This is a genomic window from Streptosporangium longisporum, assembly GCF_039534895.1.
Taxonomy (GTDB): domain Bacteria; phylum Actinomycetota; class Actinomycetes; order Streptosporangiales; family Streptosporangiaceae; genus Streptosporangium; species Streptosporangium longisporum.
In genome coordinates this window covers 127,658-152,882 of the sequence record NZ_BAAAWD010000029.1, presented here as the reverse complement: position 1 = coordinate 152,882, position 25,225 = coordinate 127,658, and the positions used below count along the sequence as shown (strand labels likewise).

Here is a 25,225-nt window from a genome sequence, read left to right as displayed (position 1 = left end):
GTACGCGAGCCACGGCGGCCCCGGGTGGGCCACCGCGGTGATGGCGTCCCGCGAAGTGCGTGAGGATGGGGAGTGACCGAGAAGACAGGGAGCCGCTGTGATCGACGAAACCCTCCTCGAAGCCGAGGAAAAGATGGACAAGGCCGTTTCGGTGGCGAAGGACGACTTCGCGGCCATCCGCACGGGCCGTGTCACCCCGTCGATGTTCAACAAGATCAGCGCTGAGTACTACGGGACGCCCACCCCCATTCAGCAGCTTGCCTCGTTCCACGTGCCCGAGGCGCGCATGGTCATCATCCAGCCCTTCGACAAGGGCTCGATGGCCGCGATCGAGAAGGCGATCCGCAACTCCGACCTGGGGGTGAACCCCGGCAACGACGGAGCCGTGATCCGGGTGGCCTTCCCCGAGCTGTCGGAGGAGCGCCGCAGGGAGTACATCAAGGTCGCCAGGAACAAGGCGGAGCAGTCCAAGGTCTCGATCCGTAACATCCGTCGCAGCGCGAAGGAGACCCTGGACAAGATGATCAAGGACGGCGAGGCCGGTGAGGACGAGGTGCGCCGCGCGGAGAAGGAGCTCGACGATCTCACCCAGAAGCACGTCGCCAAGATCGATGAGCTGCTCAAGCACAAGGAAGCCGAGCTTCTCGAGGTCTGAGTCCTGATCCTTGTCCCGCGCGGGCCCCGTGCGGGACAGGGATTTTGTGCGTGTAGGAAAGTAGGACCCCTGTGGAACCCGTGGCGGGCAGTAGCCGTACCGGCCGGAACCTTCCCGTCGCCGTGGCGGTGGGGCTCGCTCTGGCTGCGGTCATCATCCTCTCCCTCTACTTCGTAAAGGTGCTCTTCCTCGCGGTGGTGATCGCGGCGGTGGGCATCGGCGTGACCGAGCTGGTGCGCTCGTTCGAGGTCCGGGGCATCAAGGTGCCGCTGATCCCGGTGCTGGCCGGCATGGCCGCCATGCTGGCCGGAGCGTACTGGGGCTCGGAGCTGACCGGTTCGTCCTGGGGCGGGGCCACCTGGCTGGTCGGTGTCTTCGCGATGACCGTGCTGGTGCTGATGATCTGGCGGATGTTCAAGGGCACCGAGAACTACGTCCGCGACATCACCGCGACGATCCTGGTCGTCGTCTATCCCTCGCTGCTCGCCGGGTTCGTCGCGCTGCTCCTCGCCAACCCGGACGACGGCCCGGGACGAGTGGTGGTCTTCATCGCCACCACGGCCGCGAGCGACATCGGCGGTTACTTCGCCGGGATATCGCTGGGCCGCCACCCGATGGCACGGGTGATCAGCCCCAAGAAGACCTGGGAGGGCTTCGCCGGGTCGGCGCTGGCCTGCATGGCCGTGGGCGGCTGGCTGGTGGCGTGGCTGCTGCAGGAGGAGATCTGGAAGGGCGTCCTGATCGGCGCGGTGATCGTGGTCTTCGCCACCCTCGGCGACCTGGTCGAGTCGGTGATCAAACGCGATCTCGGCGTCAAGGACATGGGCAGCGTGCTGCCCGGCCACGGCGGCATGATGGACCGCCTGGACTCCATGGTGGCGGCGCTGATCCCGGTCTGGGTGCTGCTCATGCTGCTGGCCTGAGCCCGCCCGCGCCACCGGCCGGGCCGCACCACCCGTCACGGACCGCGCCGTCCGTCCCCGCCGTCCCGCGCTCCGGGCCGTACCTGTAACCGGTACGGCCCCGAGCGGAGGACGGACGGTCAGCCGTCGCCGGTCAGCCGGGTCGCGGAGAGGTGGGGGAGCACCGCCCGGTGGCCCCGTGCCGAGACCAGGTCGAGCTCGCCGGGGGTGAGGGGGACGAGCCAGAGCCATCGGACGGAGTCCCCGCCGAACGAGAAGCCCGACAGGTCGGGCAGACCGGGCAGGCCGGTCAGCATCATGACGCCGCCGTAGGCGGGGCCGAGCGGGAAGGTCTCGGGCCGGTGGTACCAGCGGGCGGTGTGGCCGTGGCCCAGCCAGGTGACCGAGTGCCAGGGGTACTGTCCCAGCCACAGGAAGAGCCGGGCCGCGTCGCGGGCGTCCCCGGGGGTGGCGACGGCGAGCTCCACCCGGGCGCAGGCGTCGGGCCGGTCGATGTACTGCTCCACGGTGGGCATCCGCTGGCAGCTCATCCCGACCGTGGACAGGATCGTGTGGCCCCTGTCCCCCTCGGGGGGCCGTTCGGTGATGCCCACGGTCGGCAGCCGCTCGCCCGCGGCGTCCCAGAACCTGCCGGCGGGGCCGACCGCGCGGTCCAGGTGACCCATCACGAACTGCTGGAAGGTGGCCCAGGCGCCGTCGCCCCGGCGCCACTCCCAGTAGGAGCGGGCCTGGGCGATCCTGGGGGCCAGGCCGTCCTCGGCCTCCCGCAGGGGCCAGGCGAACGGGGACTCGCCCACCGCGTCCCGGGAGTAGCCGGGCATCCCCCTGCTCATGTCCGCCCAGCCCGGAATGACCGCGAGCAGATCGTCGTTCTCGTACAGGGCGACGCCGTCGCCCTCCTCGAACCACAGGGCCCGCAGGGTGCCCAGGGGGCCTCTGCCGCCGGGGTGCCGGGTGTCGGCCCGGGGCACGACCGGGGGCAGTTCGGAGGTCAGCCGGGCCGGGTCGATCGTGTCCGGTGCCGGGCCGTGGTTGGCCAGCCAGACGGCTCCGTGCACCGTTCCCTGTGACCCGCACAGGTAAGCTACCGAGGAAGTCTCGTCGCGTTCGACCACCAGGGTGCGGCTCCCGTAGGGATTGACGTCGGTGAGTATGACCTCGACGCCGTCTCCCCGCTCTCCCGTAGGGCGGTTTGTCGCCATATCTTCGGACTTTAGATCACGGTCGGGCACCGCTTCGAGTATTCGCGTAACCGTCGAGAGAAGGCGTTGGACTTGTCGAGTGTCAGCCCGCCCGGGACCCCCGTACCCGGCCAGCTCACCTTCGTGGCGCCGCGCCGGGCCAAGCCCGCCCGCCACCTGGCCGACCTGACCATGGCCGAGCGCCGGGCGGCCGTCGCCGAGCTGGGCGAGAAGCCGTTCCGCGCCGACCAGCTCTCCCGGCACTACTTCGAGAGGCTCACCGGCGACCCCGGGCTGATGACGGACCTGCCGGCCGCGGCCAGGGAGAAGCTCGCCAAGGCGTTCTTCCCCACCCTGCTGACCCCGGTCCGGGAGATGACCACCGACGCCGGCACCACCCGCAAGACGCTGTGGCGGCTCTTCGACGGCGCTCTGGTCGAGTCGGTCCTGATGCGCTACACCGACCGGACGACCATGTGCGTCTCGTCGCAGGCGGGCTGCGGCATGAACTGCCCGTTCTGCGCCACCGGGCAGGCGGGCCTGACCCGCAACATGACCACCGCCGAGATCGTCGAGCAGGTCGTCGCCGGTGCGCGGGCCCTCGCGGCCGGTGACGTCCCGGGCGGTCCCGGGCGGGTCAGCAACGTGGTCTTCATGGGCATGGGCGAGCCGCTGGCCAACTACAAGGCGGTGATCGGCGCCGTCCGCCGGATGGTCGAGCCCGCCCCCGACGGCCTGGGCATCTCCGCCCGCGGCGTGACCGTCTCCACGGTCGGCCTGGTCCCGGCGATCGGCAAGCTCGCCGCGGAGGGCCTGCCGGTCACGCTGGCGCTCTCGCTGCACGCCCCCGACGACGAGCTGCGCGACACCCTGGTGCCGATCAACACCCGCTGGAAGGTCGCCGAGGTCCTGGACGCGGCCTGGGACTACGCGGCGAGGACCAAGCGCCGCGTCTCCATCGAGTATGCGCTGATCAAGGACATCAACGACCAGGAGTGGCGGGCCGACCTGCTCGGCAAGCTGATCAAGAACAAGCTGGTGCACGTCAACCTCATCCCGCTCAACCCGACCCCGGGCTCCAAGTGGACCGCCTCCCGCCCGGAGGACGAGCGGGCCTTCGTCCGGCGCCTGGAGTTCCACGGGGTGCCGGTGACGGTCCGCGACACCCGGGGCCGTGAGATCGACGGCGCCTGCGGCCAGCTCGCCGCCGCCGAGTAGCCCCTCTCGTCGGCCGTGGTCCTCAACCGGAGGGCGACGACGGAGGCACGTCGGGCACCCGTGGCTGAGCGGGCAGCGCGGGCGGCATGGGCGGCGCGGGCAAGGCCCTGGCCGCCACGCGGGTGAGTACCAGGCCGCACAGCAGCACCGCGACGAGCTGGCCGATGTTCACGGCCGCCATGACGCGGGTGGCCGGGTCGACGGCGTCGACGGTCAGGAAGGCGACGCGGGCCAGTATCACCGGCACGGACAGGACGGCCAGCGCCAGCGGCAGCGCGGGGTCACGCCCGCCCGGAGCCCGCGGACGCCTTCCCAGGCAGATCGCGCTCGCGACCAGGAACGCCAGGCAGGCCGTCCCCGAGCTGCTCAGCCACGGCCACAGCCACGACCAGAGGTGCCAGTCGACGGTCCGTGACATTCCCAGCGAGCCGAGCGCGCTCAGGAGCACGTGCAGCGGGACGCCGGCGAGGACGGGCAGGGCGGCCGTCCAGCGAGAGCGACGCGGGGGCGGCGCGTCGCGGTGGAACCCGGCCACCAGGGCCAGGACGGGCACCGCGAACAGCAGGCCGTACACGACGGCGTCGCCGGTCCCGGGCCCGTCCTGGGCGAGGGGGCCGTAGAACGACACCAGGGCGAGCAGTGCCAGGATCTTCGCGGTGCGGGGGTGACCGCGCACGAGCGTGCCGAAGACCGCGATCCACAGCAGGTAGCCGAGGATCTGCGCGGTGCCCGACAGCCACTGCTCGGACCAGACCTCGCCGGGGACGGCCGGCCGGCCGGTGCTCAGGGAACCCCGCACGGCCTCCAGGAACCAGGCGCAGCTCATCGTGGCGTGGAAGAGCAGCCCGAGCACGGCCGCCAGGCGGACCGCCCGGCCCCAGGCGAGGAAGCGCGGTGCCGCGCCGGCGCCGCCCAGCCGTACCCGCAGGGACAGGGCGGCCACGCTGGCGATCTCCGGCCAGCGGGGCCGGGGGTCGTCGGCGTCGGTGAGGCCGGCCGAACCCTCCATGAAGGCGCAGACCATCTCCTCCTCCCGCTCGGCGCGGTAGGAGGCGGGCAGCAGGCGCAGCACGCGCCGGTAGCGGTCCTCCAGCAGGCTCACGCCACACCTCCCGCGTGCCGGAGGCGCAGCCGTTCGCGCGCGCTCCTGACGTTCTCCGCCAGCCGTGCGGCCTCGGCCTCCAGGGCCCGTGCCCCGGACTCGGTGAGCCGGTAGTAGCGGCGCAGCCGCCCCTGCTGCGCCTCCTCGCGGTCCAGCACCACCAGCTCGTCGGCGGCCAGCCGGTCCAGCACGCCGTACAGTGTGCCGATCTTCAACTCCACCCGCCCGTCCGAGAGCTTCTCGACCTCCTGCACGATGCCGTAGCCGTGCCGCGGAGCGTCGACCAGCGCCGTGAGGACGAGGAACGCGGGTTCCGTCATCGTGCGTTGGCTCATGCGAACAGCATATCCTGTGCGACAGGATATTAGGCCTGGGTGACCGGCAGGGATTCCTGTGCGCCGCTCCCGGCCGGGTTCCTCACGGAACGGCGGCCAGAGAATTGGTCACATAGCGACCATCCTGTCAGCGAGCCTGCGACCATCCTGTCAGCACACCTGCGACCATCCTGTCAGGGAGCCGGAGATGTGCCATGCTCTTCCCATGGTCAGCGACTCACGGACGCCTCTGGGGAAAGTCCTCCCGCGACGCGCGGGGAAAACTGTCGAGGAGGCCCTGTCCGATACTCGTGTCACCCTCGTGACGGGGGCACGCCAGTGCGGTAAGAGCACTCTGGTCCGGCTCCTGGCCAAAGAACGCACCGGAGAGTGGCGCAACCTCGATGCCCCCGCCGTCCGCCAAGCCGCGATCGCCGATCCCACGGGTTTCGTCGAGTTCCCTGAGCTCATGGTCATCGACGAGATCCAGCGGGTCCCGGAGCTGCTGCTCGCCATCAAGGAGCAGGTGGACGACGATCCGAGGCCCGGCCGCTACCTGCTGACAGGATCGGCGCGGGTACTGGGGCTCCGGACGCTTCCCGACGCTCTGCCCGGCCGGATGGAGACCATCGAGCTGTGGCCGTTCTCGCAGGGGGAGATCGACGGTGGGGCCGACGGATTCGTGGACGCGCTCTTCGCCGAGCGCGACGATCTTCACCACACGTCCGACATCAGCCGCATCGAATACGCGGAACGGCTGGTCCGGGGTGGCTTCCCCGAGGCGGTCTCTCGCTCCAACGCCCGCAGGCGGGAGCGGTTTCTCGACGCGTACGTCGCGGATCTCATCGCGCGTGACGTGAGCCAGCTGGCGGAGATCGAGCGGACGGCGGAGATGCGGGCCCTGATCCGGCTGCTGGCCGCCAGGTCGGGCCAGTTGCTGGTCCCGGGGTCCCTGGGCAACGGGATCGGGCTCTCCGCGAGCACGATCCATCGATACCTGGGGTTGCTGGAAGAGGTCTTTCTGATCAAACGAATCCCCGCCTGGTCGCGCAATCTCGGCGGACGTGCGATCGGGACGTCCAAGATGGCCTTCGTCGATTCCGGGATCGCGGCCAATCTCCTGGCCGCTGACGCCAGAAGCCTGGTGCGTCCCGAAGGTGTTTTCGGCCCGCTTCTGGAGGGTTTCGTCCTGATGGAGCTGGCTCGCCAGCTCACCTGGTCGGACGAGCGCGTGGAACTGTTCCATTACCGGACCAAGGACAAGATCGAGGTCGACGCCGTCCTGGAGAACCGCCGGGGGCTGGTGGTCGGCATAGAGGTGAAGGCGTCGTCGACGGTGCGGCCGGACGATTTCAGGGGGCTGCGGCACCTGGCGGCCCGCCTCGGCGACGACTTCGCGGTGGGGGTCGTCCTCTACACGGGGACGCGGACGCTCCCGTTCGGTGACCGCATGCGGGCCATGCCGGTGAGTGCCCTCTGGGAGGTCGCCGCCCCACAGGGGTGAACGTCCGGGCGGTCCGCTCGTGGCGGGTCACCGGCTCCCTGGGCATCCGTGTCGAACGCCACGGGGTCGTTCAGGGGTTCAGGCGGCGCAGGCGCGCGTACAGCAGGAGGCTCGCGGCGATCCAGAAGAGGGTGGCGGCGGAGACGGGCAGCAGGACGGTGTCGAGCACGCCGGCGTTGGCGGCGCGCATCCACGGCATGATCGGGACCGCGAGGCGGCCCACGGGGGTGAGGCTGATCAGCAGGAGCGCGACGTAGCCGCCGAACAGGACGAGCATCGAGACGGCGGGGGAGGCCAGGACCGGGCGGCTGGTCAGCGCGCCCAGGGCCGTCCCGGTGCCCAGGCCGAGCAGGTGCAGCGCGACGCCGCGTGCCAGGTCGGCGGGGGCCGGCATGGCGGCGAAGCCGTGGAGCAGCGGGAACCCGACCGCGATCGCGGCGAGACCGAGGTTGACGATCAGCGCGGCGAGCAGTCCCGCGCCGATCTCGCGGCCCGGACGTCCGGCCGCCGTCATGGAGATCAGCCGCTGGGTGGAGGGCTCGGTGTCGAGCAGTCCCCGGGCGGCCCAGGCGAAGACGAGGATCAGCAGCCCGGCCGAGTCGGCGTAGGCGGTGAGCTCCTTGCCGGGAGGGGTGAGCGTGGAGTAGAAGATCACCAGCATCACGAACAGACCGATCGTCGGCTGGAGCAACCGGTGCGAGCGGCCGTAGGCGGCGAGCTTGAAGCGTACGAGGTGGATCACGACGACCGCCTGGTGAGGTAGCCGCCGGCGCGGAGCTTCTGCTCGACCTCGTCGGCCTCGTCCGCGTCCACGATCACCTCGATGACCACCCGCGGGGACGGTCCCTGCGGGACGTCCCGGGACGAGGGCGACGGTTCCGCCGACGGGATCGGTGGGGACGGGGACGTCCGGGCATCGGACGGGGCAGGGGCCGGGAGGGCTCCGACGGTGACGCGGCCGTCGGCGACGAGCCAGTGCTCGGCGCCGGGGAAGTCGCGGAGCTGGTTCTGGTGGTCGCTGACCACGACCGCCCCGCCGCGGGCGGCGATCTCACCGATGATCACGGGAAGTTCGGCCCGGGTCTGCTCGTCGAGCCCGGCGAAGGGTTCGTCCAGGATCAGCAGGTCCGGAGGGGCCAGCAGTGACTGGATGATCCCGATCTTCTGTGCGCTGCCCTTGGACAGGTCGCCGAGCGGCTGCCCGAGCAGGTGGGTCGCGTTCAGCCGTACCGCCAGGTCCGCGGCGGAAGCCGGGGGCACGCCCCGGATCCTGCACATGTGGGCCAGGTAGTCGGCGGCGGTGAACGGCTGGCCGACCGGGAACACGTCGGGGGCGTAGCCGACGACGGCGGGCCGGTCGGGGATCGTGCCGCGGGACGGAGGGACGAATCCCGCCAGCAGGCGCAGCAGCGTCGACTTCCCGGCTCCGTTGCGGCCGGTGACCTCGACGACGGAGCCGGAGGGGAGCGTGAGCTCGACGTCCTTGAGGATCCACGGGCCACGACGCGAGTATCGAAAGGACACCGTGGAGAGCCGCATAAGCCGCAACCTTACCGTGATCAATCCTTTCATCGTCCGGCCTTCCGGGACGAAACCACCCGGCCTTTCCGGTACGAAGCCCCGTCCGGTCTTCCGGTACGAGACCCTGTCCGGTCTTGGGGGACGAGGCCCGTCCGGACGAATGGACGGGCGGGCAGGCCCGGAATCCACGCCCGTGCGGGATACCGACGGGATCTCTCGCTTTTGCCCGGTGATTCCCCTCAGAATGGATTCCCTCCGGTAAAGGCCGATCGGGAAAAGGCGAAAGGATGCGGGATTGAACCGCTTTCCACGGGTTCTCGGGGTGCGTATGGGATATGACCCCGATCAGGTGGATCTGCTGATTCGCCGGATCGAGGGCACCCTCGGCAGGGGCTCCCTGGAGGGGGAGCCGATCATCGCGGACGAGATCCGCGACGCCCGTTTTCGCACGAAGCTCGGCGGCTACCACGAGATCGCCGTCGATTTCGCGCTGGAGGCGTTCATCGTCGCGATCGAGACGCGACAGACCGCCCAGGCCGGGCTGAACGCGCGGGCCGGGCAAGGCGCACGGATGGCGCAGGTGGCACAGCCTGCGCGGACCGGCCAGGTCACGGGGGATGAAGGGGTCACGCATACCGCCCAGCCAGCCCAGACCGCTCAGGCGGTCCAGGCAGCTCGGGCCGCTCAGGCCGCTCAGGCCGAGACCGTACAGATCGCGTGGGACGGTCGTCCGCCCGGTGGCCAGGAGCCCTCGGTGCCCTGGCAGGCCGCGCCCGGGGTGACGGAGTGGCCCGACCCCGGGACATCGGGCACGGATGCGGAGCCGACGCTTCGGGACCCGGTGTACGGCGAGCGAGGTCCGGCGTATGACGACCGGGATCGAGGGGCCGGTGAGCCGGGCCCGAGGTCGGGAGAGGCCGGCGGAAGGGGGCCGGCGGCCGGCGCGCGGGACCCGCGATACGACGACCCGGACCCGGAGCCCGGCGCATCCCCCCGTGACGCGGGCTCGCCGGGCCTCTTCGGTCCCGGTGACGCCGAGGAGCACGCCGCCCGGATCGAGCGGGTCGCGTTCCGGCCCGGACGTCTGGGCATGGGCTACCGGGAGGAGGAGGTCGACGCCTTCCTCGACCGGGTCGTGGCCACCCTGCGCGGCACCACCGAACGGCCTCTCAGCGCCGATGACGTGCGCGAGGCCAGGTTCGCCACGGTGATGCTGCGGCCGGGTTACGCGGTCGCCGAGGTCGACGAGTTCCTGGCCGACCTGGCGGGGGTGATGGAGGCCCACCTCGGCCGGTGAACGCCTCTGAAGGCGGCGTCGGCAGGGTGCCCGGGAGGCGGCGCCGACGGGACGTCCCGGAAGGCGGCGCCGGCGGAGTGCCCCGGGAGGCGGTGTCGGTGGGTGCCTCAGGAGGTCAGCGGGTGCCCCAGGAGTAGGTCTGCTTGTGCAGCTTGAGGTAGACGAAGGTCTCGGTGGCGCGCACGGTGGGGATGGCGCGGATCTTGCCGAGGATCTCCAGCAGGTGCTGGTCGCTCTCGCAGACCACCTCGACCATGATGTCGAGCGACCCGGCGGTCAGCACGACGTAGTCGATCTCCTTGATCGCCGACAGCTCGTCGGCGACCGTCTCCAGGTCGCCCTCGCACTTGATGCCGATCATCGCCTGTCGGGAGAAGCCCAGGGTGAGCGGGTCGGTCACCGCGACGATCTGCATGACCCCGGCGTCGAGCAGGCGCTGGACCCGCTGGCGTACGGCGGCCTCGGAGAGCCCGACGGCCTTGCCGATGGCGGCGTACGCCTTGCGCCCGTCCGCCTGGAGCTCCTCGATGATCCGCTTGGAGAGATCGTCGAGGACGACGGGGCCTGGCCGGGCGTCGTTCTCGCGGCGTACCTTGGGCGGCGTCGTCATCCGCGCTCCCTGGCGTCATGTTGCTGGCCTGTTGCCGTCACGTTGCGGCTCCGATGCGACATGCTGTCAGTTCCGGTGCTTCTGTCAAGTGATTTCGTAGCAATTTGGTATCTTAACAACGAAATCCCTTGTCCAGGGTTTTTCTCTCTGTAAGAGTCGCGAGACTCAGCCCCGATTCATGAGGAGGCCGACGGTGACCACCCCGGTTGATCTGCCCCGCCTGCGGAACTACATCGACGGTGAGCTCGTGGAGTCCGGGAGCGGCCGGTTCTCCGACGTCGTCGACCCCTGCACCGGAGAGGTCTACCTCAAGGCACCCGTCTCGGGGCAGGAGGACGTGGACGCGGCCTACGCCGCGGCGTCCGCCGCGTTCGGGGCGTGGAGCACGATCACCCCCGGAGAGCGCGCCAACCTGCTGCTGAAGGTCGCCGACGCGATGGAGTCGCGGGCGGACGAGCTGAACGAGGCCGAGTGCCGCAACACCGGCAAGCCGCGCGCCCGGATGGCCGAGGACGAGACCCCGGTCGCGGCCGACCACTTCCGCTTCTTCGCGGGTGCCGCGCGCACCCTGGAGGGTCCCACCTCGGGTGAGTTCCTCGCCGAGCACACCTCCGTGATCAGGCACGAGCCGATCGGCGTGGTGGGCCAGGTCACACCGTGGAACTACCCGATGATGATGGCGGTCTGGAAGATCGCCCCGGCGCTGGCCGCGGGCAACACCGTGGTGCTCAAGCCCTCCGACACCACCCCGGTCTCCACCGTCAAGCTGGCCGAGATCATCGGTGAGATTCTGCCCAAGGGCGTGTTCAACGTCGTCGTCGGCGACCGGGAGACCGGCGCGCTGGTCGTCGGCCACCCGGCCGCGTCGATGGTCGCGATCACCGGCTCGGTCGGCGCCGGCATGGCCGTGGCCCGCAGCGCCGCCGACGACGTCAAGCGGGTCCACCTGGAGCTGGGCGGCAAGGCCCCGGTCGTGGTGTTCGACGACGTCAGGGACCTCAAGGCCGCCGCCGAGACCATCGCCACCGCGGGGCTGTACAACGCCGGTCAGGACTGCACCGCGGCCTGCCGCGTGCTGGTCCACGAGAGCGTCCACGACGAGTTCACGGCCGCGCTGGTCGAGGCGGCGGCGGGCACCGTGACCGGTGACCTGGACAACGACGAGGCGCTGTACGGGCCGCTCAACAACCCCGACCAGCTCGCCAAGATCACCGGCTTCCTGGAGCGCGTCCCCGGCCACGCCAAGGTCCTGACCGGCGGCTCCCGGATCGGCGAGAAGGGCTTCTTCTTCGCCCCCACCGTCGTCGACGGCCTGCGGCAGGACGACGAGATGGTGCAGGACGAGGTGTTCGGGCCGGTCATCACCGTGCAGACCTTCTCCGACGAGGCCGACGCGATCGCCAAGGCCAACGGGGTCAGGTACGGCCTGTCCGGTTCGGTGTGGACCTCCGACCACGGCCGCGCGATGCGGGTGTCGAACCGGCTGGACTTCGGCGTGGTGTGGGTCAACACCCACATCCCGTTCGTCTCGGAGATGCCGCACGGCGGGTTCAAGCACTCCGGCTACGGCAAGGATCTGTCGGTTTTCGGCCTGCACGATTATCTTCGCGTGAAGCACGTCATGCACTACATCGGCGAGTAGGTATGAACAGAGGGACAAGCCTGGAATGACCGAAACTCAGGCGGGTACGGGAGCGGCCGAGGCCGTCTCCGGCCCGCCCACCGTGCCCGCGATCGAGCTCGACGGAGTCGTCAAGGAGTACGTCTCCCGCGGCGAGGTCGTCCAGGCGGTCGGCGGCGTCACCCTGAGCATCGAGGAGGGGGAGTTCTTCTCCCTCCTCGGCCCCTCGGGCTGTGGCAAGACCACCACCATGCGCATGATCGCCGGGTTCGAGGATCCCTCGCGCGGCACCGTGCGGCTGCACGGCCAGGACGTCACCGGGGTGCCGCCCAACCGGCGCGACGTCAACATGGTCTTCCAGTCCTACGCCCTGTTCCCGCACATGAACGTCTGGGAGAACGTCGCCTTCGGACTGCGGCGCAAACGCGTCCCGGGCGACGAGATCAAGCGCCGGGTCGGCGAGATCCTGGAGATCGTGGACCTCACCGGCCGGGAGAGACGCCGTCCCAGGGAGCTGTCCGGCGGCCAGCAGCAGCGGGTCGCGCTGGCCCGCGCGCTGGTCAACCGGCCCCGGGCGCTGCTGCTGGACGAACCGCTCGGCGCCCTGGACCTCAAGCTCCGCCAGGCGATGCAGATCGAGCTCAAGCGCATCCAGCGCGAGGTCGGCATCACGTTCGTGTACGTCACCCACGACCAGAGCGAGGCGCTCACGATGAGCGACCGCATCGCGGTCATGAACGACGGCGCGGTCGAGCAGCTCGGCGCCCCGCGGGAGATCTACGAACGGCCCGCCACGGCCTTCGTGGCCGGGTTCATCGGCACGTCCAACCTGCTCAGCGGCACCGTGGAGGGCCTGAGGGACGGTTTCGCGGTCCTGAGGCTGGGGGAGGACGACCACGTGCTCGCCGAGGGCGGATCGTTCCACGCCGGGGAGCCGATCGCGATCACGGTCCGCCCGGAGAAGATCACGATCTGCACCGAGAGGCCCTCCGGCGGCCTGAGCGTGGTCCGGGGCGTCGTCTCGGAGGTGGTCTACCTCGGCCTCTACACCAGCTACACGGTCCGACTGGCCCACGGGGCAGAGGTGACCGTCTTCCAGCAGAACGCCCTCGACAGCGCGAGCACGGCGGAGCGTGGCGACTCCGTCTGGCTGTCGTGGCGGCCGCACCACTCGTACGCGATCGGAAGTTGAGTCAGCTATGTACCCCCGCACCGACACCGCCTTCCTGCGAGGCATGACGCAGAGCCGTTCCGTCACCCGTCGTGACGCCCTCCGCCTGGGGGGACTGTCGGCCGCCGGTCTCGCCCTCGCCGCCTGCGGGGTGGAGGGCAAGAAGGTGGCCCCGCCCGCGCGGGACGCCGTCGCCGAGTACTGGGCCTCCAAGAAGAAGACCGGCACGCTGCGCTTCGCCAACTGGCCGCTGTACATCGACAAGGAGGGCAAGAAGTACCCCTCGCTGGAGATGTTCACCGCCGACACCGGCATCAAGGTCACCTACCAGGAGGCCATCCAGGACGTCGGCACGTTCTTCGGCAAGATCCAGCCGCTGCTGGCCGCCGGGAACGACATCGGCTACGACCTGATGGTGCTGACCAACGGCTTCCAGCTCAACCGGGCCATCGCGCTGGGGTACCTGGTACCGCTGGACCACTCCAAGCTGCCCAACTTCGCGGCCAACGCGACCTCCGCGGTCAAGGACCCCACCTGGGACCCGGACAACGCCCACACGATCCCGTGGACGGTCGGGGTGACCGGCATCGCCTACAACCCCAAGTACGTCGACGAGGTCAAGAGCATCGCCGACCTGTGGAACCCCAAGTACAAGGGCAAGGTCGGCATGATGCTCGACACCCAGGAGGTCGCGAACTTCGGCATGTTCGCCCTGGGCATCGACCCCGACGCCTCCACCGAGGCCGACTGGAAGAAGGCCGGGGCCAAGCTCACCGAGCAGCGCGACGCGGGCCTGGTGCGCAAGTACTACGAGAACGACTACGTCGACGCCCTCGCCCGGGGCGACATCTGGATCACCATGGCCTGGTCCGGCGACATCTTCCAGCAGGTCGCCGAGGGCAAGGACCTCAGGTTCGTGGTGCCCGAGGAGGGCGGCACGATCTGGACCGACAACATGTGCATCCCCAAGACCGCCCAGAACCCGGTCGACGCGCTGACCCTGATGGACTACGTCTACCAGCCCAAGATCGCCACGATGCTGGTGGAGTACATCAACTACATCACCCCGGTCTCCTCGGCCAGGGAACTGGTCCTGGCCGACGCGGACAAGGCCACCGGCGAGAAGAAGGCGTCGCTGAAGCAGATCGCCGAGAGCCCGCTGATCTTCCCGTCCGAGGCGGACCTGGCCAAGCTGCGCTCGTACAAGACCCTGAACCCGGCGCAGGAGAAGGTCTTCCAGGACATCTTCCAGCCGATCACCCAGGGCTGACGGTGACACGCTCGTGAAACGCCTCACCCCCTACCTGCTGATCCTGCCGGGCGGCCTGTGGCTGGTGATCTTCCTGGTGGTGCCGATGGTCTTCATGGCCTCGGTCTCGCTGCAGGAGGGCGACTCGCTGAACGGGTTCGTCCAGACCTTCAACGTCGGCATCTACGGCGACGTCCTGAGCCAGTACCGGACGCAGTTCCTGCGCTCGGCCGAGTACGGCCTGATCGGCACGCTGATCTCCATCGCGCTGGCCTACCCGATGGCGTACTGGATCGCGTTCAAGGGGGGTGAGCGCAAGTCCACCTACCTGCTGCTGGTGCTGCTGCCGTTCTTCGTCTCGTTCGTGCTGCGCACGGTGTCGTGGAAGTTCCTGCTGGCCGACGACGGCATGGTGCTGGGCCCGCTGAAGTCGGCGGGGCTGCTGCCCGAGGACTTCCACGTGCTCCAGACGACCGCGGCGGTGATCGGCGGCCTCGTCTACAACTACCTGCCGTTCATGATCCTGCCGATCTACGTGGCGCTGGAGCGGGTCGATCCCCGGGTGATCGAGGCCGCCCAGGACCTGTACGCGGCCAGACGCCAGGCCTTCACCAGGATCGTGCTCCCGCTCTCGCTGCCGGGGGTGTTCGCCGGGGTGCTGATGACGTTCGTCCCGATGACCGCCGACTACGTCAACGCGAGCATCCTCGGCGGCCCGGACAACACCATGATCGGCAACATCATCCAGGTCGAGTACCTGACCAACGGCGACTACCCGACGGCCGCGGCGCTGTCGTTCGCGCTGATGGCGGCGATGCTGATCGGCATCTTCGCCTACGCCAGGGCGCTCGGCACCGAGAACGTCCTCGAGGCGGCGGCCCGATGAGCGCGCGGACGACCGTGAACGTCCCCGGAGACCCGGTGACCGCGAGGACGACCACCGACCTTTGCGGGGGTGCCCGATGAGCGCGCAGACCATCGCGGAGACGAACGCCCGTCCCGTCGCGCGCGGCAGGTCGCGGCTCGGGGACCGGTTGCTCAAGGGCTACGTCTGGCTGGTCCTCGCCTGGCTGTTCGTGCCGATCGCCGTCATGGTCGTCTTCGGCTTCAACGACACCCGCAGCAAGTCCAACGTGACCTGGCAGGGCTTCACCCTCAAATGGTGGGGCCGGCTGGACGAGTACCCCCAGATGATCGAGGCGGTCGTCAGCTCGCTGCAGGTCGCCGCGCTCGTCACGCTGATCACGACGGCGATCGGCACGCTCCTGGGCCTGGCCCTGGGCCGCTACCGGTTCCGCGGGCAGGGCGCCACCAACCTGGTGATGTTCGCCGCGATCGCCTCGCCCGAGATCGTCATGGGCGCCTCGCTGCTGTCCCTGTTCATCAGCGCCGGGGTCAAGACCGGCTTCGTGACCGTCGTCATCGCGCACGTGTTGTTCTCGCTGTCCTTCGTGGCGATCACGGTGCGCGCCCGGGTGGTCGGGCTGGACCGGTCGATCGAGGAGGCCGCGCGCGACCTCGGCGCGTCCACCTGGGTGACCTTCTGGCGGGTCACCTTCCCGATGATCCTGCCCGGCGTCGTCTCCGGTGCGCTGCTGGCCTTCGCGCTGTCCATCGACGACTTCGTGATCACCCAGTTCACCAACGGCGCGCTCCAGACGTTCCCCCTGTGGATCTTCGGTGCGACCAGGAACGGGGTTCCGCCGCAGGTCAACATCGTCGGAACGCTTATATTCGCGGTAGGCGTCGCCATCGCGGTGGTCAACTCGGTCACCGCGCGCCGCCGTACCTGACCGACGCCGGGCCCCCTGCCCCCGTCGGGCGGTACGGGGCCTCGGTGTACACGTACTCCCGTACGGGAGGCTCCGGCACAGAACAGGGAGGCGAGATCGGATTCAGGCGGGGGGAACCCGCGCGTGGTCCCCGTGACCACGCGACACACCTAAAGACGTACTGACTCACGTAGGGAAGTGAGATCTGTGGATCCGCTGAAGGCTCTTGCTGACGCGGAGCGCAAGCCGTACTGGCTCGACAGTACGGCGAAACCGGAGCCGCTGCCGCGGCTCCTCGACGACACGACCGCGGACCTGGCGGTGGTCGGCGGAGGCTTCTCGGGGCTCTGGGCGGCCCTGATGGCCAAGGAACGCGACCCGTCGCTCGACGTCGTCCTGCTGGAGGGACGCCGGGTCGGGTGGGCGGCGTCGGGCCGCAACGGCGGCTTCGCGATGGCCACGCTCACCCACGGCATCGCCAACGGGCTGGAACGCTGGCCCGAGGAGATCGCCACCCTGGAACGCCTCGGTGTCGACAACCTCGACGAGATCGGCGAGGCCGTCGAACGGTACGGCATCGACTGCGGCTACCGGCGTACCGGCGAGCTGCACGTGGCCACCGAGCCGTGGCAGCTGGAGGAGATGAACCGGCACGTCGAGATCGCCCGCGAGATGGGCGCCCGCGTCGACGTCCTGGACACCGAGCAGGTCCGGGCGGAGGTGAACTCGCCCACCTACATCGGCGGTCACTGGGAGCGCGACGGCTGCGCCATGGTCGATCCCGCCCGGCTGGCCTGGGGGCTCCGGCAGGCCTGCCTGGCGCTGGGCGTGCGCGTCTTCGAGCGCACGCCGGTACGGGCGATGAAGGACACCCCGACGAGCATGGACCTGATCACCCCGCACGGCACCGTCAGAGCGCGCAAGGTCGCCCTGGGCACCGGGGTGTTCCAGCCGCTGCTGCGGCGGCTACGGCACTTCCTGGTGCCGGTCTACGACTACGCGCTGGTGACCGAGCCGCTCTCGGCCGGGCAGCTGGCCTCGGTGGGCTGGCACAACCGGCAGGGGGTGGGGGACGCGGCCAACCAGTTCCACTACTACCGGCTCACCGACGACGACCGGATCCTGTGGGGCGGCTACGACGCGGTCTACTACAACGGCGGCATGATCAAGCCCGAGTACGAGCAGCGCGACGAGACCTTCGTCACGCTGGCCGAGCACTTCGCCACCACGTTCCCCCAGCTCGACGGGGTGCGCTTCACCCACCGGTGGGGCGGGGTGATCGACACCTGCAGCCGGTTCAGCGCCTTCTACGGCCGGTCGCACGGCGGGCGGGTCGCCTACGCCGCCGGGTACACCGGCATGGGCGTCGGCGCGACCCGGTTCGGGGCCAACGTCATGCTCGACCTGCTCGCCGGAGAGCGGACCGAGCGGACCGAGCTGCGGATGGTGAAGGAGAAGCCCGTGCCGTTCCCGCCCGAGCCGGTCCGGTCGGCCGGGATCCAGATGACCCGCTGGTCGATCGCCCAGGCCGACCTGCACCAGGGCCGGCGCAACCTCTGGCTGCGCACCCTGGACCGGATGGGCCTGGGGTTCGACTCCTAGCGCGCCGGACGGCGCCCCGGCACCCGGCCCCGCGCCGGGCCCGGGGCACCGTCCCGCCTCCGGGACGCACCACGTCCCGCGTTCGGGGCCGGTCCGGCCGGATTCCCGGGTGCCGTCGCGTGTCCGGGGCGGTTTCCGGCCGGCTCCCGGGAGCCGGCCCGCGTCCCGGCCGGGCGCGTGTTGGCTTCCGCCCGGCGGGCCGTACAGACTTGCGCCATGTCGGAAAAAGTGACGTTCACCGCCGGAGGGGTCACCCTCGCCGGTGACCTGCGGGTCCCCGCGGCGCCGGGGCCGCACCCCGCCGTGGTCCTCACCGGGCCGTTCACCGGCGTCCGCGACCAGGTGACCGGCCGGTACGCCGCCCGGCTGACCGAGGCCGGATACGCGACGCTGGCCTTCGACCACCGCAACTGGGGCGAGTCGGGCGGTGAGCCGCGCTGCCACGAGGACCCGCAGGGCAAGCTGGAGGACCTGCGGGCCGCGGTGTCGCTGCTGCGCTCGCGACCCGAGGTGGACGGCGACAGGATCGGCGCGGTCGGGATCTGCCTCGGCGGGGGGTACGCGCTGAGGTTCGCCGCGTTCGACCCCCGGGTGAGGGCGTTCGCGGGCATCGCCGGGGCGTACAACAACCCCTACGGCATGCGGGCCGGGATGTCGCCCGACGGGTACCGGCGGGCGCTGGCGTCCTTCACCGAGGTGCTGGAGCGCCAGGACACGGGTGGCGGGACGGAGTACCTGCCCGCGGTGGCCGAGGAGGGGGAGGCGGCCATGCCCGGCGACGAGCCGTGGGCCTACTACGGCACCGGGCGCGGCGCCTCGGAGCACTGGCGCAACACGGTGACCAGGGCCTCGATCCGCGAGCTGATCACCATGGACAACATGACGGGCGCCGACTTCCTCTCGCCCACGCCCGGCCTGATCGTGCACGGGGTGGTCGACCGCTTCTGCTCGCCGGAGGGCGCCGAGGAGGCCTACCGGCGGATGGACGAGCCCAGGAGGGTCGTCTGGCTGGACAGCAAGGTCCACATCGACCTCTACGACAACGAGCCGCACGTCACCCGGGCGGTCGAGGCCGTCGTCGCGTTCTTCGGCGAACACCTCTGAGCGCCGTGTACGTCCTCGGGATGGATGTCGGCGGGACCTCCTCGCGGGCGCTGCTGCTGGACGCCTCCGGGCGGCGCTCCGGGTACGGCCACGCCGCGGGCGGCAATCCCGCGGCCCACGGCAACGCCGCGGCCGTCGCCAACATCGGCCTGGCGCTGGGGTCCGCCCTGCGCGGGACGGATCCGGCCCTGGTGGCCGGGGCGGTCGTCGGCCTGGCGGGCTCGGGCGCGCTGGAGCGGCCGGTGTTCGACCGCATGTGGGCCGCGACGGGACTGCGCGTCGCGCCCCGCCTCGTCGGGGACCTCGGCATCGCCTTCGCCGCCGGTACGGCGGAGCCGCACGGGACCGTGCTCATCGCCGGTACCGGGGCGATCGCCGCCCGGATCGAGGACGGGGAGCCGGTGACCGTCGCCGACGGGCTCGGCTGGCTGCTGGGCGACCAGGGGTCGGGGTTCTGGCTGGGCAGGCGGGCGGCCCGGGCCGCCGCCCGAGCCCTCAGCCGGGGCGACGCGGGCGGGACGCTGACCCGCCTGGTCATGGACGCCCTGCTGGACGACACGCCGCCCCGTCCGGAGGCGACCGACCCGGAGACGCCCGCCCCGGGGAGAGGGGTCGTCGGCGAGATGGGCGACGGCGCCGCCGGGGAGATGCGGGCGCTGGCGATCAGGCTGGTGGTCCGCGCCCAGTCGCGCCCCCCGCTGGAACTCGCCAGGCTCGCCCCGCTGGTCGCGCGGGCGGCGGCCGAGGGAGATCCGGTCGCCCGGGAGATCGTGTCCACCGCGGCCCGGTTGCTCTGCGAGACGGTGGCCGAGGTCCGCCCCGCGGACGGGACGGGCCCGATCGTGCTGGCCGGTGGCGTGCTGGCCGGTGACGGCCCGGTCGGTGCCGCCGTACGGGAGAGGCTGGGTTCCGGGGCGGTGCCCGCGGGCGACGGTGCCGGTGCGGCGGCGTGGCTGGCCGGGCGGGAGGCGTTCGGCTGGGACCCGGCGACCGCCGCGCTGCTGCACGCCCGCGTCGCCTTCGGCCGGTAGGCGCCGTCCTCCCGCGCCGGATGCCCGTGGACCGGATGCCCGTGGACCGGATGCCCGTGGACCGGATGCCCGTGGACCGGATGCCCGTGGACCGGACGGCCCGGGGTCCGGGGCGGGTACATACATCGATGTACGCCCCGGATGGGCCTGAGCGACGATGTCCCGGGCCCGGCCAGACGGGATCGTGGAAGGCGTGACACAACGCCGTATCGAAACGCTCGATCTGCTCCGGGGGATCGCCATCGCCGGCACCCTGGGCACGAACATCTGGATCTTCACCGATCCCGGCGGGCCCGCGCAGGTCCTGAACGCGCTGGGCACGCCCGGGACGATGGAGACCCTCCTCCGCTTCGTCACCAACGGCAAGTTCCTGGCGCTGCTCACCCTGCTCTTCGGGGTCGGCCTGGAACTGCAGTACCGCTCGGCCGCGCGCCGGAACGCACCCTGGCCCGGCTGGTACCTGTGGCGGGCCGGCCTGCTGTTCGTCGAGGGACTGATCCACTATCTGCTGATCTTCGAGTTCGACGTGCTCATGGGGTACGCGCTGACCTCCGTCATCGTGGCGTACCTGATCGGCAGGAGCGAGCGGGCGATCACGATATGGATGGTCACGGTCGGGTCGGTGTTCACCGTGCTGATCGGCCTGCTCACCGCGGTCATGCTCGCCGAGGGAACGGGCACGGGCACGGCCCCGGCGCCGTCCACGCTCTTCTCCGACGGAAGCTACCTCGACCAGGTCACGGCCCGGATCCAGTCGTTCGGCCTGTACCGCATCGAGATCGTCGTCATCGTCCCGCTGGGCATCGTGCTGTTCCTGCTCGGCTCCCGGCTGATGCGCGCCGGGGTGTTCGAGGACTCCGAGCGTGGCGACGCGCTCCGCAGGCGGCTCATGGTCGCCGGGTTCGCCGTGGGCGTGCCGCTGAACCTGCTCACCTCCTTCGCCGGGCCCGGCTGGTTCCTGGTGGACCGCTACCTGCTGCCCCCGCTGGTGGCGCTGGGCCTGCTCGGTCTCGTCGCGACCCTGGCGCGGCGGGCGACCGGCGCTCCCGGAGTGCTGAGGCGAGGGCTGACCAACGTCGGCCGCACGGCGCTGAGCTGCTACATCTTCCAGAACCTGGTCGCCTCCGTGCTCTGCTACGGCTGGGGTCTGGGCCTGGCCGCGCGCCTGGACGACCTGCGGCCGTGGTGGGTGCCGGTGGCCTGGCTGGGCATCTGCGCGCTCTTCATGACGCTGTCCACGCTCTGGCTGCGGCGCTTCGAGCGCGGCCCGGTCGAGGCGCTGTGGCAGTGGGCCTACCTGGCGCCGCAGAGGCGTTCGAAGAGCCCCGGCGGGGACGCGCGGGTCTCCACCGGCTCCACCGACCGGTAGGACGCGACGCCGCGACGGGCCGCGACGCGCGGTCGCGACGCCGGGAGGGGTGTCCGAGGTCGCGGTGCCCGGGACCGCGGTCCCGGGTCGCGGCGCCGAGGACCTGCGACCCTAGTGGCCGGAATCCCGCTGACCGGGATCCCGGCCGGCGGCGTCCCGGTGGCCGGGATCCACCGGGCGTTCGAAGAACGTCTCCAGCACGACGATGGCCTGCGTCCCGCTGACGCCGGGGATGTCATAGATCCGGCGCAGTACGTCCTGCAGGGCCTCGGTGGTCGCGGTGCGGACCTTGACCAGCACGGACGCCGCCCCGGCGATGACATGCGCCTCCTGGATCTCGGGGAGGGCGGCCAGCGCCTCCCCCGAGTCGCCCATCCACGCGTTCGCCTCGACCATGACGTAGGCCAGCACGCGCCGGTCGAGCGCGGCCGGATCGACGTCGATCGTGGTGGCCCGGATGACGCCGCGCTCGCGGAGCTTGCGGACCCGCTCGTGAGCGGCGCCGGCGGACAGCCCGACGATCTGCCCCAGGGCCGCGTAGGACCGGGTCGCGTCCCGTTGCAGCTCGGAGACCAGAGCCCGGTCGATCCTGTCCACGCCTCGTCCTCCTCTGAACGACAACTTGCAAAAGTCGAACTTGACCATATCTCATTCGATCGAGATATTCTCTCGCCAAAGGAGGTCTTGTCATGATCGACAGGTTCAAGGCGGAGTTCGAAGTCCTGGACGACCGCTTCTCCGTGTACTCCGGCGACGAGTACGTGGAGGTGCTGCACCGGGGAAGCCGTAAGACCGAGGGGCCCGCCTACTTCCCGGCCGGTCGCTACCTGGTGTGGAGCGACATCCCCAACGACCGGCTGCTCCGCTGGGACGAGACGACCGGGACGGTCGGGGTGTTCCGCCACTCCTCCGGTCACGCCAACGGCAACACCGTCGACCGCGAGGGCCGGCTGGTCACCTGCGAGCAGGGTGCCCGGCGGGTGACCAGGACCGAGCACGACGGCTCCGTCACCGTTCTCGCGGAGACCTACGACGGCAAGCGGCTGAACAGCCCCAACGACGTCGTCGTACGCTCGGACGGCTCGATCTGGTTCACCGACCCGCGCTACGGGATCAGCGACCACTACGAGGGGAGCCCGGCCGAGAGCGAGATCGGCGCCGACCACGTCTACCGGCTCGACCCGGGCACCGGCGACCTGAGGATCGTCGCCGACGACTTCGTCCGCCCCAACGGCCTGGCCTTCTCCGCCGACGAGAGGCGGCTGTACGTCGTGGACACCCGCAGGCGCCTCATGCGGGTGTTCGAGGTGACCGCGGAGGGCGGACTGTCCGGGGGCGAGGTGTTCGCCGGCGCCTGGTTCGACGGCATCAGGGTCGACAGTCACGACAGGGTCTGGGCCGCGGCCCTCGACGGCCTGCACTGCTACGACCCGGACGGCACGTTGATCGGCAGGCTCCCGTTGCCCGAGTCGGCGTCGAACCTCACCTTCGGCGGTCTCCGGCGCAACAACCTGTTCATCACCAACTCCGGCGGCGACCTGTACTCGATCCGGATCACCGTCGCCGGGGCCGGCCGTCCCTGACCATGCCCGTGCCGGCGGTCAGGAGACCTTCCACAGGATCACCTGGCGGTCCGCGCCGGCGGTGGCGAGGGTCTTTCCGTCCGGGCTGAAGGCCAGCGACCACACCGAGTCGGCGTGGCCGGTGAGCGGGCCGCCGATCGTCTTCCGGGTCCGCATGTCCCAGAGCCGGACGGCGGAGCCGGTGGCCACGGCCAGGGTGTCGCCGTCCGGGCTGAACGCGAGAGCGTAGATCTCGCCCGGATGCCCGGTGAGCGGGGCCCCGTCCGGGCGGCGGGTCTCCGCGTCCCAGACGATCACCTTTCTGTCCTCGCCCCCGGTGGCGAAGATCTTCTCGTCCGAGCAGAACGCCACCGAGCGCACCAGCCCGGTGTGCCCGGTGAGCGGGTCGCCGATCGGCTGCCGGGTCTTCACGTCCCACACGATCGCCGTGTTGTCGTCACTTCCGGTGACCAGGGTCTTGCCGTCGGGATCGAAGGCCAGTGACTGCACCCAGTCGCTGTGGCCGGTGAGCGGGTCGCCGGTCGCCTCCCAGGTCGCCGTGTCCCACATGATCACCGAGCTGTCGGCGCTTCCGCTGGCGAGGATCTTCCCGTCCGGGCTGAAGGCCACCGACCGTACCCAGTCGGTGTGGCCGGTGAGCGGGCCGCCGGTCGCCTCGCGGGTCGCCGCGTCCCATACGACCACGGTGTGGTCGCCGGAGTCGGTCCCCTGCGCGTTGCTGCCACCGGCGGCCAGGGTCTTTCCGTCCGGGCTGAAGGCCACCGACTCCACCGCCCTGGTGTGGCCGGTGAGCGGCTTGCCGATCGGCTTCCGGGTCTCGGCGTTCCACAGGATGACCGAGCCGTCACCACCACCGCTGGCCAGGGTCTTTCCGTCCGGGCTGAACGTCACGGCGTTCACCGTCTCGGTGTGGCCGCCGAGCCGGGCGACGGCGGTCACGCGCATCGGGTCCCCGGCGGTGTCGGTCATGGGCCGGAGCAGGTAGCCCGTGATCGCGACGGCCAGGAGCACCACGGCCACGACGATCGCCGTACGGGATCCGCGTCCGCGCCGGGGGGCGGGAACCGCGACCTGCGTGTCCCCGAGGGCGGCGGGGGCGGTCGCAGGAGCGGTGCCGAGCGAGGCGGTCCCGGCCGGAGCGGCGACGGTCGGCGAGACGCCGGGCGGGGCGACGACGGTCGGCGAGACGCCGGCGGCGGTGGCCGGTTCGATCCCGGCCTGTTCGATCCTCGACGGCTCGATTCCGGACGACGGGGTCCCGGGCGACGGGACGGTGGGGAGCACGGTGGCGGGCGGCGGGACCCGGTGGTGTTCGACGGCGGGCAGGGCGGCCGTCGGCGCGGGGGGCGGTTCGCCGGGGCCGGACCGGACGTCGGCCGGGGTGGTGCCCTGCGGTCGCGTCCCCCCGGAAGGCGTTCCCCCAGAAGGCGTTCCTCCGGAAGGCGTCCCCCCGGAAGGCCTGCCGTCTCCCGAACCGCTGGAAGGCGTGACCGAGGAGGGCCCGCCACCGGAAGGCGCGCCGGAGGCGGACGTACCGGTGAAGGGCACGCCGGAGACCGGGGTGGCGGTGATCTCGGCGAGCATCCCGGCGGCCTGGGCGCCGGTGAGACGGCGGGCGGGGTCCTTGCGCAGCAGCCCCTCCAGCAGGGGGGCCAGGGGGCCGGCGTGCACGGGCGGGTCGGGCGGCCGGGTGACGATCGCGACGTATATCGAACCGGCCGTCGTGCCGGTGAACGGGCGGCGGCCCTCGACCGCGGCGTACAGGGTGGCCCCCAGCGACCACAGGTCCGACGCCGCGGTGGCCCGGTGGCCGTTGATCTGCTCGGGGGAGATGAAGGCCGGGGTGCCCAGGGTGACGCCGGTGCCGGTGAGGGCGACGTCCCCCTCGACGGCGGCGATGCCGAAATCGGTCAGCACGACCCGTTCGCCTTCGAGCAGGACGTTGGCGGGCTTGATGTCGCGGTGGGTGATCCCGGCGGCGTGCGCGACCTCCAGCGCCGAGAGGATCCGCGTCCCGATCTCCGCCACCTCCGAGGGGGGCAGTCGCCCGCGGGTCCTCAGCACCCCGTCCAGCGACGGCCCGTCAATGATCTCTGTCACGATCCACGGGCTGCCGTCGGCCTCGACGACGTGGTCGTGGACGGTGATGATCGACGGGTGCTTCAGCCGCGCCGCGGCCCGCGCCTCACGCTGCACCCGCTTGTGCAGCATCTCGCGTTCCGGAAGGTCCAGCTGATCGGGGAGGGTGAGCTCCTTGATCGCCACCTCGCGGTGCAGGCTCTCGTCCCGCGCCCGCCACACCGTGCCCATTCCGCCACGGCCGAGCACTTCCATCAACCGGTATCGGCCGGAGATCAGCCTTCCGGTGTCATTCGCCACGACACGACCTTAATGACGG

At 70.9% G+C, this 25,225-nt stretch carries 23 protein-coding genes; 15 read left to right on the top strand and 8 right to left on the bottom strand.

Annotation, left to right across the window (positions count from 1 at the left end):
* Positions 1–97 precede the first annotated feature (97 nt).
* Together frr and ABD832_RS39180 are read left to right on the top strand one after the other, a co-directional pair.
* On the top strand, positions 98–655 hold the full coding sequence (gene frr / locus ABD832_RS39185; RefSeq protein ID WP_344906956.1) for a ribosome recycling factor: 558 nt from the start codon (positions 98–100) through the stop codon (positions 653–655).
* Positions 656–735: 80 nt separating this feature from the next.
* Entirely contained in the window at positions 736–1,578 is an 843-nt protein-coding gene (locus ABD832_RS39180; RefSeq protein ID WP_344906953.1) for a phosphatidate cytidylyltransferase, read from the top strand.
* 119 nt (positions 1,579–1,697) lie between these two features.
* Here the strand turns inward: ABD832_RS39180 and ABD832_RS39175 are convergent, their stop codons facing one another.
* Positions 1,698–2,780 (bottom strand): suppressor of fused domain protein, encoded by a 1,083-nt coding sequence (locus ABD832_RS39175; protein ID WP_344906951.1) that lies wholly within the window; start codon positions 2,778–2,780, stop codon positions 1,698–1,700.
* A 72-nt stretch (positions 2,781–2,852) separates the two neighbouring features.
* On the opposite strand from ABD832_RS39175, the gene rlmN reads away from it, so the two are divergent.
* Positions 2,853–3,977, top strand: coding sequence for a dual-specificity RNA methyltransferase RlmN (gene rlmN / locus ABD832_RS39170; RefSeq protein ID WP_344906948.1), 1,125 nt, complete (start codon positions 2,853–2,855; stop codon positions 3,975–3,977).
* A gap of 22 nt (positions 3,978–3,999) precedes the next feature.
* Here rlmN and ABD832_RS39165 read toward each other — a convergent pair whose 3' ends face one another.
* On the bottom strand, positions 4,000–5,079 hold the full coding sequence (locus ABD832_RS39165; protein ID WP_344906944.1) for a hypothetical protein: 1,080 nt from the start codon (positions 5,077–5,079) through the stop codon (positions 4,000–4,002).
* The gene (locus tag ABD832_RS39160) at positions 5,076–5,414 is read right to left on the bottom strand and encodes a PadR family transcriptional regulator (RefSeq protein WP_344906941.1); all 339 of its coding nucleotides are present in this window, start codon (positions 5,412–5,414) and stop codon (positions 5,076–5,078) included. Before ABD832_RS39160 ends, ABD832_RS39165 begins: the two co-directional genes overlap by 4 nt.
* Before the next feature lie 187 nt (positions 5,415–5,601).
* Between ABD832_RS39160 and ABD832_RS39155 the strand changes: the two genes are divergently transcribed.
* Positions 5,602–6,897, top strand: a complete 1,296-nt coding sequence (locus ABD832_RS39155; protein WP_344906937.1) for an ATP-binding protein — start codon at positions 5,602–5,604, stop codon at positions 6,895–6,897.
* 70 nt (positions 6,898–6,967) lie between these two features.
* Here ABD832_RS39155 and ABD832_RS39150 read toward each other — a convergent pair whose 3' ends face one another.
* On the bottom strand, positions 6,968–7,639 hold the full coding sequence (locus ABD832_RS39150) for a hypothetical protein (protein WP_344906934.1): 672 nt from the start codon (positions 7,637–7,639) through the stop codon (positions 6,968–6,970).
* Positions 7,636–8,436, bottom strand: a complete 801-nt coding sequence (locus ABD832_RS39145; protein ID WP_344906931.1) for an ABC transporter ATP-binding protein — start codon at positions 8,434–8,436, stop codon at positions 7,636–7,638. The genes ABD832_RS39150 and ABD832_RS39145 overlap by 4 nt, the downstream gene beginning before the upstream one ends.
* Positions 8,437–8,767: 331 nt before the next feature.
* Between ABD832_RS39145 and ABD832_RS39140 the strand changes: the two genes are divergently transcribed.
* Positions 8,768–9,715: a DivIVA domain-containing protein gene (locus ABD832_RS39140; protein WP_344906928.1), complete on the top strand. Its 948-nt coding sequence runs from the start codon at positions 8,768–8,770 to the stop codon at positions 9,713–9,715.
* Between the two features lie 115 nt (positions 9,716–9,830).
* On the opposite strand, the gene ABD832_RS39135 is transcribed toward ABD832_RS39140, so the two are convergent.
* On the bottom strand, positions 9,831–10,325 hold the full coding sequence (locus ABD832_RS39135; protein WP_344906925.1) for an Lrp/AsnC family transcriptional regulator: 495 nt from the start codon (positions 10,323–10,325) through the stop codon (positions 9,831–9,833).
* Positions 10,326–10,518: 193 nt separating this feature from the next.
* Here ABD832_RS39135 and ABD832_RS39130 point away from each other — a divergent pair, with 193 nt between their 5' ends.
* The 9 genes from ABD832_RS39130 (at position 10,519) to ABD832_RS39090 (ending at position 21,244) form a co-directional block, all read left to right on the top strand.
* Positions 10,519–11,967 carry a gamma-aminobutyraldehyde dehydrogenase gene (locus tag ABD832_RS39130; RefSeq protein WP_344906922.1) on the top strand — a complete coding sequence of 483 codons (1,449 nt, stop codon included), beginning with the start codon at positions 10,519–10,521 and terminating at the stop codon, positions 11,965–11,967.
* Positions 11,968–11,992: 25 nt separating this feature from the next.
* Complete coding sequence (locus ABD832_RS39125) at positions 11,993–13,138, top strand: ABC transporter ATP-binding protein (protein WP_344906918.1); 1,146 nt, start codon at positions 11,993–11,995, stop codon at positions 13,136–13,138.
* A 7-nt stretch (positions 13,139–13,145) separates the two neighbouring features.
* Positions 13,146–14,387, top strand: coding sequence for a polyamine ABC transporter substrate-binding protein (locus tag ABD832_RS39120; RefSeq protein ID WP_344906915.1), 1,242 nt, complete (start codon positions 13,146–13,148; stop codon positions 14,385–14,387).
* A 13-nt stretch (positions 14,388–14,400) separates the two neighbouring features.
* Positions 14,401–15,252: an ABC transporter permease gene (locus tag ABD832_RS39115; RefSeq protein ID WP_344906912.1), complete on the top strand. Its 852-nt coding sequence runs from the start codon at positions 14,401–14,403 to the stop codon at positions 15,250–15,252.
* Between the two features lie 76 nt (positions 15,253–15,328).
* Entirely contained in the window at positions 15,329–16,159 is an 831-nt protein-coding gene (locus tag ABD832_RS39110; protein WP_344906909.1) for an ABC transporter permease, read from the top strand.
* 186 nt (positions 16,160–16,345) lie between these two features.
* Complete coding sequence (locus ABD832_RS39105; protein WP_344906906.1) at positions 16,346–17,740, top strand: NAD(P)/FAD-dependent oxidoreductase; 1,395 nt, start codon at positions 16,346–16,348, stop codon at positions 17,738–17,740.
* A 216-nt stretch (positions 17,741–17,956) separates the two neighbouring features.
* A complete protein-coding gene (locus ABD832_RS39100; RefSeq protein ID WP_344906903.1) occupies positions 17,957–18,844 on the top strand; it encodes an alpha/beta hydrolase in 888 nt (295 codons plus the stop codon).
* Positions 18,845–18,864: 20 nt separating this feature from the next.
* Positions 18,865–19,875: an N-acetylglucosamine kinase gene (locus ABD832_RS39095; RefSeq protein WP_344906900.1), complete on the top strand. Its 1,011-nt coding sequence runs from the start codon at positions 18,865–18,867 to the stop codon at positions 19,873–19,875.
* Positions 19,876–20,068: 193 nt separating this feature from the next.
* Positions 20,069–21,244, top strand: coding sequence for a DUF418 domain-containing protein (locus tag ABD832_RS39090; protein WP_344906897.1), 1,176 nt, complete (start codon positions 20,069–20,071; stop codon positions 21,242–21,244).
* 111 nt (positions 21,245–21,355) lie between these two features.
* On the opposite strand, the gene ABD832_RS39085 is transcribed toward ABD832_RS39090, so the two are convergent.
* Entirely contained in the window at positions 21,356–21,841 is a 486-nt protein-coding gene (locus ABD832_RS39085; RefSeq protein ID WP_344906894.1) for an Lrp/AsnC family transcriptional regulator, read from the bottom strand.
* Positions 21,842–21,933: 92 nt separating this feature from the next.
* On the opposite strand from ABD832_RS39085, the gene ABD832_RS39080 reads away from it, so the two are divergent.
* Positions 21,934–22,827 (top strand): SMP-30/gluconolactonase/LRE family protein, encoded by an 894-nt coding sequence (locus ABD832_RS39080; RefSeq protein WP_344906891.1) that lies wholly within the window; start codon positions 21,934–21,936, stop codon positions 22,825–22,827.
* A gap of 18 nt (positions 22,828–22,845) precedes the next feature.
* On the opposite strand, the gene ABD832_RS39075 is transcribed toward ABD832_RS39080, so the two are convergent.
* Positions 22,846–25,206, bottom strand: a complete 2,361-nt coding sequence (locus ABD832_RS39075) for a WD40 repeat domain-containing serine/threonine protein kinase (RefSeq protein ID WP_344906888.1) — start codon at positions 25,204–25,206, stop codon at positions 22,846–22,848.
* Positions 25,207–25,225: the final 19 nt, after the last annotated feature.

Excerpts from the sequence above, each read along its gene's own strand:
- ABD832_RS39175 (WP_344906951.1), bottom strand. The coding sequence starts at position 2,780 with ATGGCGACAAACCGCCCTACGGGAGAGCGGGGAGACGGCGTCGAGGTC.
- ABD832_RS39160 (WP_344906941.1), bottom strand. The coding sequence starts at position 5,414 with ATGAGCCAACGCACGATGACGGAACCCGCGTTCCTCGTCCTCACGGCG.
- ABD832_RS39155 (WP_344906937.1), top strand. The coding sequence starts at position 5,602 with ATGTGCCATGCTCTTCCCATGGTCAGCGACTCACGGACGCCTCTGGGG.
- ABD832_RS39145 (WP_344906931.1), bottom strand. The coding sequence starts at position 8,436 with ATGCGGCTCTCCACGGTGTCCTTTCGATACTCGCGTCGTGGCCCGTGG.
- ABD832_RS39135 (WP_344906925.1), bottom strand. The coding sequence starts at position 10,325 with ATGACGACGCCGCCCAAGGTACGCCGCGAGAACGACGCCCGGCCAGGC.
- ABD832_RS39125 (WP_344906918.1), top strand. The coding sequence starts at position 11,993 with ATGACCGAAACTCAGGCGGGTACGGGAGCGGCCGAGGCCGTCTCCGGC.
- ABD832_RS39120 (WP_344906915.1), top strand. The coding sequence starts at position 13,146 with ATGTACCCCCGCACCGACACCGCCTTCCTGCGAGGCATGACGCAGAGC.
- ABD832_RS39110 (WP_344906909.1), top strand. The coding sequence starts at position 15,329 with ATGAGCGCGCAGACCATCGCGGAGACGAACGCCCGTCCCGTCGCGCGC.
- ABD832_RS39100 (WP_344906903.1), top strand. The coding sequence starts at position 17,957 with ATGTCGGAAAAAGTGACGTTCACCGCCGGAGGGGTCACCCTCGCCGGT.
- ABD832_RS39095 (WP_344906900.1), top strand. The coding sequence starts at position 18,865 with ATGGATGTCGGCGGGACCTCCTCGCGGGCGCTGCTGCTGGACGCCTCC.
- ABD832_RS39080 (WP_344906891.1), top strand. The coding sequence starts at position 21,934 with ATGATCGACAGGTTCAAGGCGGAGTTCGAAGTCCTGGACGACCGCTTC.